Genomic DNA, 15,187 nt, shown 5'->3' on the forward strand with positions numbered 1-15,187 from the left:
CCCCTCAGCCGAAGAAGTTCCGGACGTGCTCCAGGCCGTCGACAAGGGCGTCGATCTCGCCGGGCGTGGAGTACAGATAGAACGACGCTCGCGTGGTCGCAGGAATTCCGTAGCGCAGGCAGACGGGGCGGGCGCAGTGGTGTCCCACGCGGACCGCGATGCCTTCCTCGTCCAGGACCTGGCCCACGTCGTGCGGGTGGATGTCGCCGAGCGTGAAAGAGATCGCGGCGCCGCGGTCCTCGGCCGTCGTCGGACCGATGATCCTGAGGTCCGGGACTTCGAGGAGGCGCTTGACCGCGTACTCGGTGATCGCGTGCTCGTGCGCGGCGATCTTGTCCATGCCGATGGCGGTGAGGTAGTCGACGGCGGCGCCCAGGCCCACGGCCTGGGAGACCGGCGGCGTGCCCGCCTCGAACTTGTGCGGTGCGGGAGCGTACGTCGACGAGTTCATCGACACGGTCTCGATCATCTCGCCGCCGCCGAGGAACGGAGGCAGGTCCTCCAGGAGCTCCTGGCGTCCCCACAGCACACCGATGCCCGTCGGGCCGCACATCTTGTGGCCGGTGAAGGCCACGAAGTCGGCCTGGAGCGCCTGCACGTCCAGCGGCATGTGCGGGGCGGCCTGCGAGGCGTCGATGAGGACGAGCGCGCCGACCTCCTGGGCGCGGCGCACGATGGCCTCGACGGGGTTGAGCGTGCCCAGGATGTTCGACACCAGCACGAAGGAGACGATCTTCGTCTTCTCAGTGATGATCTCGTCGATGTTGGACAGGTCGAGGCGGCCGTCGTCGGTGAGGCCGAACCACTTCAGCTTCGCGCCCGTGCGCTGCGAGAGCAGCTGCCACGGCACGATGTTGGAGTGGTGCTCCATCTCCGTGATGACGATCTCGGTCTCGTGGTCCACGCGGTAGGGCTCATCGGCCCAGCCGAGCATGTTGGCCACGAGGTTCAGCGACTCCGAGGCGTTCTTGGTGAAGATCACCTCGTCGCGGCTGGGCGCGTTGATGAACGCGGCGACCTTGTCACGGGCGCCTTCGTACAGCGCCGTGGCCTCCTCGGCGAGGACGTGCACGCCGCGGTGAACGTTGGCGTTGTGCTGCTCGTAGTACTCGTTCAGTACGTCGAGGACCTGGCGCGGCGTCTGGGACGTCGCCGCGTTGTCCAGGTACACGAGCTTCTTGCCGTCGTGGATCCGGCGATCCAGGATCGGGAAGTCCTTGCGGATCGCCTCGGTGTCGAGGAGGCCCGGCAGCTGTGTCACGCGGATGCGCCACCCTTCGTGTAAGCCTCGTAGCCCTCGGCCTCCAGCTTGTCGGCGAGCTCGGCGCCGCCGGACTCGGCGATGCGGCCGTTCGCGAACACGTGCACGAAGTCGGGCTTGATGTAGCGCAGGATGCGCGTGTAGTGCGTGATCAGGAGCGTGCCGACCTCGCCGGTCTCGCGGACGCGGTTGACACCGTCCGAGACCTGGCGCAGCGCGTCGACGTCCAGACCGGAGTCCGTCTCGTCGAGGATCGCGATCTTCGGCTTGAGGAGCTCCATCTGGAGGATCTCGTGGCGCTTCTTCTCACCGCCGGAGAAGCCCTCGTTGACGTTGCGCTCGGCGAAGGCCGGGTCCATCTGGAGCTGCTCCATCGCGGACTTGACCTCCTTCACCCAGGTGCGCAGCTTGGGGGCCTCGCCGCGGATCGCCGTCGCCGACGTACGCAGGAAGTTGGAGACCGAGACGCCGGGGACCTCGACCGGGTACTGCATGGCGAGGAACATGCCGGCGCGGGCGCGCTCGTCGACGGACATCTCCAGGACGTCCTCGCCGTCGAGGGTCACGCTGCCCTGGGTGATCGTGTACTTGGGGTGGCCCGCGATGGAGTAGGCGAGGGTCGACTTGCCGGAGCCGTTCGGGCCCATGATGGCGTGGGTCTCGCCCTGCTTCACGGTCAGGTCGACGCCCTTGAGGATCTCCTTGGTGGAGTTGTCGGCCTCGACGGTGACGTGCAGGTCCTTGATTTCAAGCGTTGCCATGGGTGCCTCAGGACTCCTGGGAAGGGGAGGCGTGTACGTCAACGAGCACATCGCCCCCTTCGATCTTTACGGGGTATACGGGGACGGGGCGCGTCGCGGGAAGGCCGGACGGCTTGCCGGTGCGGAGGTCGAACGCGGAGCCGTGCAGCCAGCACTCGATCTGGCAGTCCTCCACCTCGCCCTCGGAGAGGGAGACGTTCGCGTGCGAGCAGATGTCGTGGATCGCGAACACCTCGCCCTCGGTGTGGACGACCGAGACCGGCGTGCCGTCGAGTTCCACCCGCTTGGGGGTGTCCTCCTCCAGCTCGCCCAGTCCACAGACGCGTACGAAGGTCATGCGACCGTCGCCTCCAGCTCCTCTTCGATCTTCGCGATGAGGCGCTCCTCGACATCCGGCAGACCGATCTGCTGGACCAGCTCGGCGAAGAAGCCGCGGACGACCAGGCGGCGCGCCTCGTCCTCCGGGATACCGCGCGACTGGAGGTAGAAGAGCTGCTCGTCGTCGAAGCGGCCGGTCGCCGAGGCGTGGCCCGCGCCGACGATCTCGCCGGTCTCGATCTCCAGGTTCGGGACCGAGTCCACGCGGGCGCCGTCGGTCAGCACGAGGTTGCGGTTCATCTCGTACGTGTCCGTGCCCTCGGCGGCGGCCTCGATGAGGACGTCGCCGATCCACACCGCGTGGGCGTTGTCGCCCTGGAGCGCGCCCTTGTAGACGACGTTCGACTTGCAGTGCGGGGTGTTGTGGTCGACCAGGAGGCGGTGCTCCTGGTGCTGGCCCGCGTCGGTGACGTAGAGGCCGAAGAGCTCGGCCTCGCCGCCGGTGCCCGCGTACTCGACGCGCGGGTGGAGGCGGACCAGGTCGCCGCCGAAGGTGACGACGACGGACTTGAAGGAGGCGTCGCGGCCGATCAGGGCGTTGTGCTGGGCGACGTGCACCGCCTTGTCGTCCCAGTCCTGGACGGAGACGACGGTGAGCTTGGCGCCGTCGCCGACGATGAAGTCGACGTTGGCGGCGAGCACGGCGTCACCGGTGTGGTCGATGACGACGAGGGCCTCGGCGAAGGCGCCCAGCTCGATGACCTGGTGCGCGAAGGCGATGGCGGGTTGTCCGTTCCGGGATTCCCCGTGCACGGCGATCCGGATCGGCTCGGTCAGAACCGTCTCCTTGGGGACGGTCACGACCGAGGCCTTCTCGAAGGACGAGTAGGCCTGCGCGGCGACGCGGTCGACGGGCTTGCCCGCCTTGCCGACGCGCGCGTCGTCCCGGCCGACGGTCTCCTGGGTGACGCCCTCGGGGGCGCTCACCTCGACGCGAAGGCCACCGGCGGCGACAGCGGTGCCATCGTGCAGCCCGCGCAGCCGCTCCAGGGGCGTGAACCGCCACTCCTCCTCACGGCCGTGGGGGACGGGGAAGTCCGCCACGTCGTAGGACGGGGGGGCGCTCATGCGGGTGGCGACGGTGGACTCCGCGGCCACCGCGATGGACCCGGCGGTCGTCGACCCCACGGGGATGTTCTGAGCCTCAGCCATGGCTGTCGTCGTGCTCTCTCTCTGCGCTCTGCGTAAGAAGTCTGCTAGCTGCGGGGACGGTGTCCGGTCTTAACCGACCGAACCCTCCATCTGCAGCTCGATCAGCCGGTTCAGCTCCAGGGCGTACTCCATGGGCAGCTCCTTGGCGATCGGCTCCACGAAGCCGCGGACGATCATCGCCATGGCCTCGAACTCGGTCATGCCGCGGCTCATGAGGTAGAAGAGCTGGTCGTCGGAGACCTTGGAGACGGTCGCCTCGTGCCCCATCGACACGTCGTCCTCGCGGACGTCGACGTAGGGGTAGGTGTCCGAGCGGGAGATCGTGTCGACGAGCAGCGCGTCGCAGAGCACGTTCGACTTCGATCCGGCGGCGCCCTCACCGATCTCGACGAGGCCGCGGTACGACGTACGACCGCCGCCGCGCGCCACCGACTTGGAGACGATGTTGGAGGACGTGTTCGGCGCCATGTGGACCATCTTGGAACCGGCGTCCTGGTGCTGGCCCTCGCCCGCGAAGGCGATGGACAGCGTCTCGCCCTTGGCGTGCTCGCCCATGAGGTAGACGGCCGGGTACTTCATGGTGACCTTGGAACCGATGTTGCCGTCGATCCACTCCATGGTCGCGCCCTCGTACGCCACGGCGCGCTTGGTGACCAGGTTGTAGACGTTGTTCGACCAGTTCTGGATCGTCGTGTAGCGGCAGCGGCCGCCCTTCTTCACGATGATCTCGACGACGGCGGAGTGCAGCGAGTCCGACTTGTAGATCGGCGCGGTGCAGCCCTCGACGTAGTGGACGTAGGCGTCCTCGTCGACGATGATCAGCGTCCGCTCGAACTGGCCCATGTTCTCCGTGTTGATGCGGAAGTAGGCCTGGAGCGGGATCTCGACGTGCACGCCCTTGGGGACGTAGATGAACGAGCCGCCCGACCACACGGCGGTGTTCAGCGACGCGAACTTGTTGTCGCCGACGGGGATGACGGTCCCGAAGTACTCCTTGAAGAGCTCCGGGTGCTCCTTCAGCGCCGTGTCGGTGTCCAGGAAGATGACGCCCTGCTCCTCCAGGTCCTCGCGAATCTGGTGGTAGACGACCTCGGACTCGTACTGGGCCGCGACACCGGCGACGAGGCGCTGCTTCTCCGCCTCGGGGATGCCGAGCTTGTCGTACGTGTTCTTGATGTCCTCGGGCAGGTCCTCCCAGGACTCCGCCTGCTTCTCCGTGGAACGCACGAAGTACTTGATGTTGTCGAAGTCGATGCCGGAGAGGTCGGAGCCCCAGTTCGGCATGGGCTTCTTGTCGAACAGGCGCAGGCCCTTGAGGCGGAGCTTGGTCATCCACTCCGGCTCGGACTTCTTGGCCGAGATGTCCCGGACGACGTCCTCGCTGATGCCGCGCTTGGCGGAGGCACCGGCGATGTCGGAGTCGGCCCAGCCGTATTCATACGTGCCCAGACCCTCGAGTTCGGGGTGGGCAGTCTCCGTGGGGAGCGTCATGCGGGGTTCCTCCCGGCCGTACTTGCTGATGCTGGTGTGGTGGTCTGCGTGGTGCTGCCGCCGCTGCTGCCACTGCGCGGGATGAACGTCGTACAGACGCCGTCTCCGTGGGCGATGGTGGCGAGGCGCTGCACATGCGTGCCGAGCAGCGCGGAGAACATCTCCGTCTCCGCCTCGCACAGCTGCGGGAACTGCTCGGCGACATGGGCGACCGGGCAGTGGTGCTGGCAGAGCTGCTCGCCGACCGGCGCGCTGCGCGCCGTGGCAGCGTACCCGTCGGCGGTCAGGGCCTTGGCCAGGGCCTCGGTGCGCTGTGCGGGCGGTGCCGCGTCGATCGCCGCCTTGTACGCCTCGGCCTGCGCGGCGATACGGTCCCGGGCGAAGGCGACGAGCGCGCCCTCGCCGTGCCGCTCGGTGATCCAGCGCAGGGCCTCGGCGGCGAGCTTGTCGTAGGACTGGTCGAAGGCGTCGCGACCGCAGTCGGTCAGGGCGAACACCTTCGCGGGGCGGCCCCGGGTCCGCGCGCCGTAGACGCGCTGCTCGCGAGGTTCGACGACGTTCTCGTGGACGAGGGAGTCGAGGTGCCTGCGCACGGCCGCCTGGGTGAGGCCGAGGCGCGTCGCGAGGTCGGCGACGGTGGAGGGGCCGTGATCCAGGATGGAGCGCGCGACCCGGTTGCGCGTGGAGCGCTCACCGGTCGCGAGTTCCTCCTGCGGAGCCTCGCCAACGTTTTTCACAACGCCATTGTTGCGTAATTCCTCGGAGCCTGACAACCCACGTCGCGATCACCGCCCGGTGCGGTGCGTCACTTAGGTTCACCTAACCTGACCTGCGGAAACGATCACTGATCGATCAAATGGCCGCCCCGTTCGACGGCGCGCGCCGGGCCCGTCCAGCACCCTCCAGAACCAGGCCGACACCCCTTCCCACCGGCCCTTTGTGCGCGCGGGACGACGTCCCAGGACCGCCGAGTCGTGCCTGTTCCCCCTGGCGTCCGCCGTCGCGGACGCGGAGCACTGGCTTCCGCGGAACCGGCCGCGCCCCGCCCACCCGGCGTCCGGGATACGTCCCTAGACTGGCTCACCATGCGAAACGAGTCCGTCGTCCAGATCGAGAGTCTGGTCAAGCGGTATGGAAGCAAGACCGCGGTCGACGGCCTCGACCTGACGGCCGGCCCGGGATCACCGCCGTCCTCGGGCCCAACGGCGCCGGCAAGACCACCACGATCGAGACCTGCGAGGGCTACCGGAAGCCGGACTCCGGCACCGTCCGCGTCCTCGGCCTGGACCCGGTCCGCGAGGCCGCCGCGCTACGGCCCCGCATCGGCGTGATGCTCCAGTCCGGCGGCGTCCACTCCGGCGCCCGCGCCGACGAGATGCTGCGCCACGTCGCCAAGCTGCATGCGCACCCACTGGACGTGGACGCCCTCATCGAGCGCCTGGGACTAGGCTCCTGCGGCCGCACCACCTACCGGCGGCTCTCCGGCGGCCAGCAGCAGCGCCTCGCGCTCGCGCTGGCCGTGGTCGGCAGGCCCGAGCTGGTCTTCCTGGACGAGCCGACCGCCGGCCTGGACCCGCAGGCCCGCCGGGCCACCTGGGAGCTCGTCCGCGATCTGCGCCGCGACGGGGTCGCCGTCATCCTCACCACGCACCACATGGACGAGGCCGAGGAGCTCGCCGACGACGTCGCGATCATCGACGCGGGCCAGGTCATCGCCCAGGGCAGCCCCGACGAGCTGTGCCGCGGCGGCGCCGAGAACACCCTGCGGTTCACCGGCCGCCCGGGCCTCGACGTCGGCTCGCTGCTCAAGGCGCTGCCCCCGGACTCCGCCGCGGCCGAACTGACCCCCGGCGCCTACCGCGTCAGCGGCACGGTCGACCCGCAGCTGCTCGCCACCGTCACCTCCTGGTGCGCCCAGCACGGGGTGATGCCGGACCGGATCTCGGTCGAACGCCACACGCTGGAAGACGTCTTTCTTGAGCTCACGGGTAAGGAGCTGCGCGGATGAGCGCCGCCGGTACGTACACGCCGAAGCCGGGCGCCGCCCCACTCCCCCGCATGATCGCCGCGCAGGCCGCGCTGGAGACGAAGATGCTGCTGCGCAACGGCGAGCAGCTGCTCCTGACGGTGGTGATCCCCACCCTCCTGCTCGTGCTGTTCAGCGCCGTGGACATCATCGACACGGGCGAGGGCAAGGCCGTGGACTTCCTCGCGCCCGGCGTACTCGCGCTCGCCGTGATGTCGACGGCCTTCACCGGCCAGGCCATCGCGACCGGCTTCGAGCGGCGCTACGGCGTGCTGAAGCGACTCGGCGCCTCCCCGCTGCCCCGCTGGGGCCTGATGGCGGCCAAGACCCTCTCCGTGCTGGTCACCGAGGTTCTCCAGGTCGCGCTGCTCACGGCCATCGCTCTCGCGCTCGGCTGGTCGCCGCACGGCAACCCGGGCTCCGTCCTCCTGCTCCTGCTCCTCGGCACCGCGGCCTTCTCCGGCCTCGGCCTGCTGATGGCGGGCACGCTCAAGGCCGAGGCGACGCTGGCGGCCGCGAACCTCGTCTTCCTGCTCCTCCTCGTGGGCGGCGGCGTGATCGTGCCGCTCGACAAGTTCCCCGGGGCCATCCAGTCGGTCCTCGGCCTGCTGCCCGTCTCGGCGCTCTCGGACGGGCTGCGCGACGTCCTCCAGCACGGCGCGGGCCTGCCGTGGGCCGACCTCGGGATCCTCGCGGTGTGGGCGGTGCTCGGGCTGGGCGCGGCGGCGAAGTTCTTCCGCTGGGAGTAGCGCGCGTACGTCCTGCGGCGTAACGGCCGTCACAGTCGTGCCGGATACGTCCCCCTCGTGAAGCCGTGCACAAGCGGCCCCCTACGATGGGGCGCGTGCCAAACGTGACCCGAGCCGACCTCGCTCAAGCCGCGCGGAACCCGCTCTCCTTCATCGCCGAGCGCTGGACCCCCACCCAGCGGACCGTCCAGCGGGCGGCCTTCATCTCCCTCGCCATGACGGTGGTCATCGTGGTGACGGGCGGAGCCGTCCGGCTGACCGGCTCGGGCCTCGGCTGCCCGACCTGGCCCAAGTGCACCGAGGACTCCCTCACCGCGACCAGCGAGATGGGCTTCCACGGCTACATCGAGTTCGGCAACCGCGTCCTGACGTACGTGCTGTGCGCGGCCGTCGGCTGGGCGATCATCGCGGCCCGCGCGCAGAAGCCGATGCGGCGCAGCCTCACCCGGCTCGGCTGGGCGCAGTTCTGGCTCGTCATGGGCAACGCCGTACTCGGCGGCATCGTCGTCCTCGTCGGCCTCAACCCGTACACGGTCGCCGCGCACTTCCTGCTCTCCTCCGCCCTGATCGCGGTGGCCGCCGTCATGTGGCAGCGCTCCCGCGAGGGCGACGCCGAGCCGCGTCCGCTGGTCGGCAAGGCCGTGGTGCAGCTCGTCTGGTCCCTGGTGGCGGCCTCGGTGCTGCTGATCGCGGTCGGCACGGTCGTGACCGGCGCGGGACCGCACGCGGGCGACTCCAGCGACGTACCGCGGATGAACCTCGCCCCGATCGGCCTGGACTGGGAGGGCGTCACCAAGCTGCACGCCGTGCTCGCCTGGATCGTGGTGACGCTGGCCTTCGCCCTGTGGTTCGTCCTCAAGGCGGTGGACGCGCCGCGCGGCCCGCTGACCCGCACCCGCGACCTGTTCCTGATCCTCCTCGCGCAGGGCGCCATCGGCTACGTCCAGTACTTCACGGACCTGCCGGAGGTCCTGGTCGGTCTGCACATGTTCGGCTCGTGCCTGGTGTGGATCGCCGTGCTGCGCGTGCTGCTGTCCCTGCGGGAGCGGCCGCTGCCCACGGCCGAGGTGCCCGCCCGGGCGGACGAGTCACGGCTCTCTGCGGTCTGACAGGCCTCACAGGCCGTACACGCGGCAGGCGTTGCCCGCCGCGATCAGGCCCGCCACACGCTGCGCGTCGCTGAGCGACCAGGCCCCCTCGGCGACCCAGGTGCCGAGGACGCGCCCGAGCGCCTCGCGGAACAGCCGGGCCCCCACCACATGCAGCTCGGGCAGTCCGTGCGCGCCGCTGGAGAACAGCAGCTTGCCGAAGGGCGCGAGTTCGAGGATCTCCGCGAGCACGGCCGCCGCCCGCGCCCCGGTGCGTACGAGCGCGGGGCCCAGGTCCGTGTACACATGCGGGAAGACGGCCGCGAGGTGGGCGGCGCCTCGGTGGTACGGATAGCCGTGCAGCAGCACCAGATCGGTGCCGAGGCCCGCCGTGGCGCGCGCGAAGTCCCCGAAGTACGTCTGGGGGTCGCCGGCCCCCGCGTGCAGTTGCAGCGGCCTGCCCGAGGCCACCGCGATCCACAGCAGGTGCCGCAGCAGCACGGGGTCGGCCAGCTCCCCGCCCACCTGGCGCCCCGCGAGCCAGCGCCCCACCGCGCCCCGCACCTCGCCCGGCCCCGGCGGCCGCGCCGCGAGGGCGAGCGGATGGCGCACCCCCGCGACCGAGGTGAAGGCGACGGCGTGCGCGGCCGCGCCGTGCACGGACTCGGCGAGGTTGGCGAGGAAGGAGTCGGCGGTCCCGGAGGTGTCGGCGACCTGCTCGGCGAGGAGCTCCAGGCGCACGATCTCGCGGGCCTCCGCGTCGCCGGTGGACGCCATCTCGCCGGGCCCGGTCAGATCCCCCGGCAGCCCCGTGTCGACGAGGTACGTCGTGATGCCGCTGCCCCGCAGCAGCCGCCGCCCCGACTCCAGGACGCCGAGGTCGCGGCGCCGGGCGAGGTAGCGGGCCGGCGGGCAGTGCGGTTCGAGGCCCAGCAGCGGCGGGCACCAGCGGCGCACCGCGAAGCCGGTCTGGGTGTCGAAGAAGGTGGTGCCGGGGGCGGGCGGCCCCTCGCCCCGGCCGAGGTGGGCCTCGAAGGTGCCGAGGCCCAGCTCCGTGCGGAGGACGCCATGGCAGTACTGGTCCACCAGGGACGGCGTTTCGATCATGCGGGCTCCCGCTGAATGGACCTTGCTCCTACGGTCCTAACGGGTGACCCGCGTGTCAGGTGTTGCTTTCGGCCAGTCTCGGCGGGCCGAACAAGTGCCCGGTCTCAGGCGTTCTTCGGGCCGCCGAGCTGGATGCCGGCCATGCGCGTCCACTCGTAGGGCCCGGTCCTCACCTTCGCGGCGAAGTCCCCGTCGAAGTCCTCGTGGACGGTGATGCCGGACTTCTCGACGGCGCTGAGCGCGATGGCGTGGGTGGGGGCCACCAGGTCGCCCCAGCCGCCGTCCTCGCCGACGAGGACGATGCGGGCGCCCTTCTGGCCGAGGTAGGCGATCTGTCCCTCGGCGCCGCCGTGGTCACGGACGAAGGCGCCGATCTCCTTGGCCAGCTTGGCCGCCTTCCGCTCCGCGCGAGCGGCCTGCTTGCCGTCGTCCACCTGCTCGTCCACCTGCTGCGTGTCTGCCATGGGCAGGATGCTACCGACGGGTAGATCAACTGGCGACGGGCGGGGCGCGTGGTGTTCGACACCACGCACCCCGCCCGTCGGCACGGCCTTGACGGCTCAGCGAAGGAAGGGGTCCACCGCCACCGCGACGAAGAGCAGCGACACGTACGTGATGGACCAGTGGAAGAGCCGCATCTCCTTGAGCTTGCCGCCGGTGACCTCGGCCTTGGCGCGGTTCTGGAGCCCGTGCGCCTCCCACAGCCACCAGCCGCCGGTCACCAGCGCCACCGCCGTGTAGAACCACCCGGTGTAGCCGAGCGGCTGGAGCAGCAGCGAGACGGCGACCATGACCCAGCTGTAGAGGACGATCTGCCGGGCGACGACCTTGTTGGAGGCGATGACCGGCAGCATCGGCACGCCCACGCGGGCGTAGTCGTCCTTGACCTTCATGGAGAGCGGCCAGTAGTGCGGCGGCGTCCAGAAGAACATCACGAGGAAGAGGATGACCGGCGCCCACGACAGGGAGTTCGTGACCGAGGACCAGCCGATGAGGACGGGCATGCAGCCCGCGATGCCGCCCCAGACGATGTTCTGCGAGGTGCGCCGCTTGAGGATCATCGTGTAGACGACCACGTAGAAGAGCAGCGCGCCGAGCGCGAGCCAGGCGGAGAGCCAGTTCACGGCGAGGCCGAAGAGCAGCGTGGAGACGACCGCGAGGGCGATGCCGAAGACGAGGCACTCGCGTGGGCTCACCATGCCGGTGACCAGCGGCCGCTGCGACGTGCGGTCCATGAGGGCGTCGATGTCGCGGTCGATGTACATGTTGAGCGCGTTTGCGCCGCCCGCCGAGAGGTAGCCGCCCAGACAGGTCACGAAGACCAGCCAGAGGTCCGGCACGCCCTGTTCGGCGAGGAACATCACCGGAACGGTGGTGATGAGGAGGAGTTCGATGATCCGCGGCTTGGTGAGCGCCACGAACGCCTTGACACGGGCCCCGAACGGCCGATGGCTCGGGCTAAGGTCCGTCCCGGAAACCCCCGCTGGACGGGATTCAACGGCCGTCACGCACACCCCTGACAGAGACATCCCAGCGAGCCGCCCGGCACCTTCTGACATGAAGATCCGGTAAAGGCTCGCGCGTACCACGCCACTGTAGACGTTGCCCATACCTTGCCCTTCGCGGGGGTGGGGTCGTGTTGAGCGTCCGGACCGGGGGTACCGAGGGTCGGGCGGCCGGTCGCGTGAGCGGCGCGGAGCGTCCTTTGAGCGGACACATGAGCGATACCGAACGACCATTGAGCGGACATATGAGCGGTTCCCTATTCACTTGGCGAATCGCCGCGCATTCCTTTCAGGAGGCGGATCCCCGCTTGTCCCGGCAGTCTGGAATGACTCGAAAAAATGCACGTTCTGGCAGCGGTAGGCTCGACAACGGCCGGTGAGATTCTCATCGCCGGCATTCGACATGTGGAGAGGAGCCCTGACTCAGGGTGAGCACCAAGCCGACCACCACAGACCTCGAGTGGACCGAACTGGACCAGCGAGCCGTTGACACCGCTCGCGTCCTGGCCATGGATTCCGTACAGAAGGTCGGCAACGGCCATCCCGGTACGGCCATGAGCCTCGCGCCCGCCGCGTACACCCTTTTCCAGAAGGTGATGCGCCATGACCCGGCGGACGCGGAGTGGACCGGTCGCGACCGGTTCGTCCTTTCCGCGGGCCATTCGTCCCTGACCCTCTACATTCAGCTCTACCTGGCCGGTTTCGGCTTGGAGCTGGATGACCTGAAGGCCTTCCGCACCTGGGGCTCGAAGACCCCGGGTCACCCGGAGTACGGGCACACGACCGGCGTGGAGACGACGACGGGCCCGCTGGGCCAGGGCGTCGCCAACGCCGTGGGCATGGCGATGGCCGCCCGCTACGAGCGCGGTCTGTTCGACCCGGCGACCCCCGCGGGCGAGTCGCCGTTCGACCACCACATCTTCGTCATCGCCGGTGACGGCTGCCTGGAGGAGGGCATCTCCGCGGAGGCGTCCTCGATGGCCGGGCACCAGAAGCTCGGCAACCTCGTGATGCTGTGGGACGACAACCACATCTCGATCGAGGGCGACACCGCCACCGCGATCTCCGAGGACACCCTCAAGCGGTACGAGGCCTACGGCTGGCACGTCCAGCGCGTGGAGCCCAAGGAGAACGGCGACCTCGACCCGGCCGCCCTGTACGCCGCGCTCCAGGCCGCCAAGGCCGAGACCGAGCGTCCCTCCTTCATCGCGATGCGCTCGATCATCGCCTGGCCCGCCCCGAACGCGCAGAACACCGAGGCCGCGCACGGCTCGGCGCTCGGCGAGGAGGAAGTGGCCGCCACCAAGCGCGTCCTCGGCTTCGACCCGGAGCAGACCTTCGAGGTGTCCGACGAGGTCATCACGCACACGCGCAAGGCGCTGGACCGCGGCCGTGAGGCCAAGGCCGAGTGGGAGAAGGGCTTCGCCGCCTGGCGCACCGCCAACGCCGAGCACGCCGCCACCTTCGACCGGGTCGCCGCGGGCGAGCTGCCCGAGGGCTGGGAGGACCACCTCCCCGTCTTCGAGACCGGCAAGGGTGTCGCCACGCGCGCCGCGTCCGGCAAGGTCCTCCAGGCGCTCGGCGCGGTCATCCCCGAGCTGTGGGGCGGCTCCGCCGACCTCGCGGGCTCGAACAACACGACGATCGACAAGACGTCGTCGTTCCTCCCGGCGGACAACCCGCTGCCGGAGGCCGACCCGTACGGCCGCACGATCCACTTCGGCATCCGTGAGCACTCCATGGCCGCGGAGATGAACGGCATCGCGCTGCACGGCAACACCCGCGTCTACGGCGGCACCTTCCTGGTGTTCTCCGACTACATGCGCAACGCCGTCCGGCTGTCCGCGCTGATGCACCTCCCGGTGACGTACGTGTGGACGCACGACTCCATCGGCCTCGGCGAGGACGGCCCGACGCACCAGCCGGTCGAGCACCTGGCCTCGCTGCGCGCCATCCCGGGCCTGAACGTCGTACGCCCGGCCGACGCGAACGAGACCGCCATCGCGTGGCGCGAGATCCTCAAGCGCTTCACCAAGGAGTTCGGCAAGGGCGCCCCGCACGGCCTCGCGCTGACCCGCCAGGGCGTGCCGACGTACGACCGCAACGAGGACGCGGCCAAGGGCGGTTACGTCCTGTTCGAGGCCGAGGGCGGCACTCCGGAGGTCATCCTCATCGGCACCGGCTCCGAGGTGCACCTCGCCGTCGAGGCGCGCGAGCAGCTGCAGGCCGCCGGCGTTCCGACGCGGGTCGTCTCGATGCCGTCGGTCGAGTGGTTCGAGGAGCAGGACCAGGGGTACCGCGAGAGCGTGCTGCCGCCGTCCGTGAAGGCGCGCGTGGCGGTCGAGGCGGGCATCGGTCTGACCTGGCACCGTTTCGTGGGCGACGCCGGACGCATCGTCTCGCTGGAGCACTTCGGTGCCTCGGCCGACGGCAAGGTCCTGTTCCGCGAGTTCGGGTTCACCGCCGACGCGGTGGCCCAGGCGGCGCGGGAATCGATCGCCGCCACCCGGCGCTGACGCCCATATACGAGCAAGTAGGAGATGTAATTCCATGACAGACGCACTCAAGCGCCTCTCCGAAGAAGGCGTCGCGATCTGGCTGGACGACCTGTCGCGCAAGCGGATCACGTCCGGCAACCTCGCCGAACTGATCGACCAGCAGCACGTCGTGGGCGTCACGACCAACCCGTCGATCTTCCAGAAGGCCATCTCGCAGGGCGACGGTTACGACCAGCAGCTCTCCGACCTGGCGGCCCGTGAGGTCACGGTCGAGGAGGCCATCCGCATGATCACGACGGCGGACGTCCGTGACGCCGCCGACATCCTGCGCCCGGTCTTCGACGCGACGGACGGCCAGGACGGCCGCGTGTCGATCGAGGTCGACCCGCGCCTCGCGCACAACACCAAGGCCACGGTCGCCGAGGCCAAGCAGCTCGCGTGGCTGGTCGACCGGCCGAACGCGCTCATCAAGATCCCCGCCACCCAGGCGGGCATCCCGGCGATCACCGAGGTCATCGGCCTCGGCATCAGCGTCAACGTCACGCTGATCTTCTCGCTGGAGCGCTACCGCATGGTCATGGACGCGTACCTCGCGGGCCTGGAGAAGGCCAAGGAGCGCGGCCTCGACCTCTCGAAGATCCACTCGGTGGCGTCCTTCTTCGTGTCCCGCGTGGACACGGAGATCGACAAGCGCCTGGACGGCATCGGCACCGACGAGGCCAAGGCCCTCAAGGGCAAGGCCGCCCTCGCCAACGCCCGCCTGGCCTACGAGGCATACGAGGAGGTCTTCTCCTCGGACCGCTGGGCCGCGCTCGACAAGGCGCAGGCCAACAAGCAGCGTCCGCTGTGGGCCTCGACCGGCGTCAAGGACCCGGCGTACAAGGACACCCTGTACGTCGACGAGCTCGTCGCGCCCAACACGGTGAACACGATGCCCGAGGCGACGCTGGAGGCCACCGGCGACCACGGCCAGATCACCGGCAACACCATCGCGGGCACGTACGACGAGGCCCGCGCCGAGATCGCCGCCGTGGAGAAGCTCGGCATCGCGTACGACGACGTCGTGCAGCTGCTCGAAGACGAGGGCGTCGAGAAGTTCGAGGCCTCCTGGACCGATCTGCTCAAGTCGACCGAGGCCGAGCTGAAGCGCCTCGCTCCTTCGAAGGGCTGA

At 69.6% G+C, this 15,187-nt stretch carries 13 protein-coding genes and 1 pseudogene; 5 read left to right on the forward strand and 9 right to left on the reverse strand.

Annotation, left to right across the window (positions count from 1 at the left end; all coding sequences use genetic code 11):
* Positions 1-4: 4 nt before the first annotated feature.
* The 6 genes from ACOBQB_RS18545 to ACOBQB_RS18570 all read right to left on the reverse strand — a co-directional run bounded on the left by ACOBQB_RS18545 (position 5) and on the right by ACOBQB_RS18570 (position 5,780).
* Positions 5-1,261 carry a cysteine desulfurase gene (locus ACOBQB_RS18545; RefSeq protein ID WP_230900111.1) on the reverse strand — a complete coding sequence of 419 codons (1,257 nt, stop codon included), beginning with the start codon at positions 1,259-1,261 and terminating at the stop codon, positions 5-7.
* Complete coding sequence (sufC, locus tag ACOBQB_RS18550; RefSeq protein WP_125512037.1) at positions 1,258-2,022, reverse strand: Fe-S cluster assembly ATPase SufC; 765 nt, start codon at positions 2,020-2,022, stop codon at positions 1,258-1,260. Before sufC ends, ACOBQB_RS18545 begins: the two co-directional genes overlap by 4 nt.
* A 7-nt stretch (positions 2,023-2,029) precedes the next feature.
* Positions 2,030-2,359: a bifunctional 3-phenylpropionate/cinnamic acid dioxygenase ferredoxin subunit gene (locus ACOBQB_RS18555; RefSeq protein WP_423593110.1), complete on the reverse strand. Its 330-nt coding sequence runs from the start codon at positions 2,357-2,359 to the stop codon at positions 2,030-2,032.
* Entirely contained in the window at positions 2,356-3,552 is a 1,197-nt protein-coding gene (sufD, locus tag ACOBQB_RS18560) for a Fe-S cluster assembly protein SufD (RefSeq protein ID WP_423593112.1), read from the reverse strand. The genes ACOBQB_RS18555 and sufD overlap by 4 nt, the downstream gene beginning before the upstream one ends.
* Positions 3,553-3,621: 69 nt before the next feature.
* Positions 3,622-5,043, reverse strand: a complete 1,422-nt coding sequence (sufB, locus tag ACOBQB_RS18565; RefSeq protein WP_423593114.1) for a Fe-S cluster assembly protein SufB — start codon at positions 5,041-5,043, stop codon at positions 3,622-3,624.
* A complete protein-coding gene (locus ACOBQB_RS18570) occupies positions 5,040-5,780 on the reverse strand; it encodes a helix-turn-helix transcriptional regulator (protein WP_423593115.1) in 741 nt (246 codons plus the stop codon). Before ACOBQB_RS18570 ends, sufB begins: the two co-directional genes overlap by 4 nt.
* Positions 5,781-6,128: 348 nt before the next feature.
* Between ACOBQB_RS18570 and ACOBQB_RS18575 the strand changes: the two are divergent.
* The 3 genes and pseudogenes from ACOBQB_RS18575 to ACOBQB_RS18585 all read left to right on the forward strand — a co-directional run bounded on the left by ACOBQB_RS18575 (position 6,129) and on the right by ACOBQB_RS18585 (position 8,927).
* Positions 6,129-7,051: pseudogene (locus tag ACOBQB_RS18575) on the forward strand (ABC transporter ATP-binding protein).
* On the forward strand, positions 7,048-7,818 hold the full coding sequence (locus ACOBQB_RS18580; protein WP_423593117.1) for an ABC transporter permease: 771 nt from the start codon (positions 7,048-7,050) through the stop codon (positions 7,816-7,818). The pseudogene ACOBQB_RS18575 and the gene ACOBQB_RS18580 overlap by 4 nt, the downstream one beginning before the upstream one ends.
* A gap of 86 nt (positions 7,819-7,904) precedes the next feature.
* Entirely contained in the window at positions 7,905-8,927 is a 1,023-nt protein-coding gene (locus ACOBQB_RS18585; protein ID WP_423593119.1) for a COX15/CtaA family protein, read from the forward strand.
* A 6-nt stretch (positions 8,928-8,933) separates the two neighbouring features.
* Here ACOBQB_RS18585 and ACOBQB_RS18590 read toward each other — a convergent pair whose 3' ends face one another.
* The 3 genes from ACOBQB_RS18590 to ACOBQB_RS18600 form a co-directional block, all read right to left on the reverse strand.
* Positions 8,934-10,013 carry an amidohydrolase family protein gene (locus ACOBQB_RS18590; RefSeq protein ID WP_423593121.1) on the reverse strand — a complete coding sequence of 360 codons (1,080 nt, stop codon included), beginning with the start codon at positions 10,011-10,013 and terminating at the stop codon, positions 8,934-8,936.
* Between the two features lie 104 nt (positions 10,014-10,117).
* Positions 10,118-10,477: a hypothetical protein gene (locus ACOBQB_RS18595; protein ID WP_423593123.1), complete on the reverse strand. Its 360-nt coding sequence runs from the start codon at positions 10,475-10,477 to the stop codon at positions 10,118-10,120.
* A gap of 96 nt (positions 10,478-10,573) precedes the next feature.
* A complete protein-coding gene (locus ACOBQB_RS18600) occupies positions 10,574-11,527 on the reverse strand; it encodes a heme o synthase (RefSeq protein WP_230904630.1) in 954 nt (317 codons plus the stop codon).
* A gap of 419 nt (positions 11,528-11,946) precedes the next feature.
* Between ACOBQB_RS18600 and tkt the strand changes: the two genes are divergently transcribed.
* Together tkt and tal are read left to right on the forward strand one after the other, a co-directional pair.
* Positions 11,947-14,034: a transketolase gene (tkt, locus tag ACOBQB_RS18605; RefSeq protein ID WP_423593124.1), complete on the forward strand. Its 2,088-nt coding sequence runs from the start codon at positions 11,947-11,949 to the stop codon at positions 14,032-14,034.
* Positions 14,035-14,068: 34 nt separating this feature from the next.
* A complete protein-coding gene (gene tal, locus ACOBQB_RS18610; RefSeq protein ID WP_230900119.1) occupies positions 14,069-15,187 on the forward strand; it encodes a transaldolase in 1,119 nt (372 codons plus the stop codon).

This window comes from Streptomyces sp. G5(2025) (genome assembly GCF_049542075.1).
Taxonomy (GTDB): domain Bacteria; phylum Actinomycetota; class Actinomycetes; order Streptomycetales; family Streptomycetaceae; genus Streptomyces.

What these genes read in the sequence shown, in the direction of transcription:
- ACOBQB_RS18580 (WP_423593117.1), top strand. Translation starts at nt 7,048, where the DNA reads ATGAGCGCCGCCGGTACGTACACGCCGAAGCCGGGCGCCGCCCCACTC.
- ACOBQB_RS18595 (WP_423593123.1), bottom strand. Translation starts at nt 10,477, where the DNA reads ATGGCAGACACGCAGCAGGTGGACGAGCAGGTGGACGACGGCAAGCAG.
- sufB (WP_423593114.1), bottom strand. Translation starts at nt 5,043, where the DNA reads ATGACGCTCCCCACGGAGACTGCCCACCCCGAACTCGAGGGTCTGGGC.
- ACOBQB_RS18590 (WP_423593121.1), bottom strand. Translation starts at nt 10,013, where the DNA reads ATGATCGAAACGCCGTCCCTGGTGGACCAGTACTGCCATGGCGTCCTC.
- tal (WP_230900119.1), top strand. Translation starts at nt 14,069, where the DNA reads ATGACAGACGCACTCAAGCGCCTCTCCGAAGAAGGCGTCGCGATCTGG.
- sufC (WP_125512037.1), bottom strand. Translation starts at nt 2,022, where the DNA reads ATGGCAACGCTTGAAATCAAGGACCTGCACGTCACCGTCGAGGCCGAC.
- ACOBQB_RS18585 (WP_423593119.1), top strand. Translation starts at nt 7,905, where the DNA reads ATGGGGCGCGTGCCAAACGTGACCCGAGCCGACCTCGCTCAAGCCGCG.
- ACOBQB_RS18555 (WP_423593110.1), bottom strand. Translation starts at nt 2,359, where the DNA reads ATGACCTTCGTACGCGTCTGTGGACTGGGCGAGCTGGAGGAGGACACC.
- sufD (WP_423593112.1), bottom strand. Translation starts at nt 3,552, where the DNA reads ATGGCTGAGGCTCAGAACATCCCCGTGGGGTCGACGACCGCCGGGTCC.